Genomic DNA, 1,028 nt, shown 5'->3' with positions numbered 1-1,028 from the left:
CATAACATATTTATTTTAAATAAAAAATTAAAATTGTTATAAAAAATTTAAAATTAATTTATTATTGATAGATTTTAATAATATAGGTTCTAAATTTCTAATAAATTGGTAGTTAGACCAGCACATTTAAAAAATAGATTGAATATTCATTAAGAAAGAAAAAGCATCACAAGTTAACTTGCGGCGCTTTTTCTTGCCTTTTGTTAAAATTTGAGTATCAAATTTAAAAAATGAAAGGCATTTAAATTAGATATGATTAGCAATAACAAAAATAATATTTGTTCAACTAACATATGCTTGCTTAAAAAGAAATTAAATCTGAATGGCAAGTACGAGTTCAATTATGTGCATTATGTAATTGATGAAGCAAATTGGGATGAAATATTAAATAATTCAAATCTCAAAACCAATAAAAACAACATTAGTCCATTGCATCTTAAAGAAATTCTTGAAAAGCTAATATCTGGTCATAATATTAAAACTGTTTCTGATGCTGTAGGTTTTAAATCTAGAGCAATTTATAACTTATTTGACAGAATTACAGTCGGAACAAAAATTGATTATGCTAAATACCAAAAGAGTTGTAAATTGTGTGGTATAGACTTAAAAGACGAAACAATATACGAAATTAGTATTCTAAAATTTTTAAACTTAATAGAAACAAGACATAATTCAAAAAGATTAGAAAACAACCTTAAGCTACAGAAAAAGCACAAAGACTTTTCTAAGTTCTGCAAGTATTTAATTTGCTTTTACTGCACAAATAATAATTAGAAAATAAAGCTGTTAAACTTCTGTTGATAGCATTATTTTTAAATACAAAGAGAACTACAAAATTCATATATTTCATCACCTCAAAACTTTTATCGTATATTGCTAAACATAGGGCTTTTGGTCTAAAATTAGGTATTATTTCATATAAATAAAATGGCAAATATGGAAACAGCACAACAGTAAGACATGAGACTAAGCAAAGAACAATATTCTTGTTATTGACACATTAACTATTGATAATGGAAGTGAAAATT

At 24.4% G+C, this 1,028-nt stretch carries 1 pseudogene; it reads left to right on the top strand.

Annotated features, from left to right (window positions below):
* Positions 1–474: 474 nt before the first annotated feature.
* Positions 475–998: pseudogene (locus ETR37_RS20750) on the top strand (IS30-like element ISMag1 family transposase); the annotation flags it as partial.
* Positions 999–1,028: the final 30 nt, after the last annotated feature.

The organism is Geobacillus sp. PK12, assembly GCF_004123125.1.
Lineage (GTDB): Bacteria > Bacillota > Bacilli > Bacillales > Anoxybacillaceae > Geobacillus > Geobacillus zalihae.
This window is presented reverse-complemented; position numbering and strand designations above follow the sequence as displayed.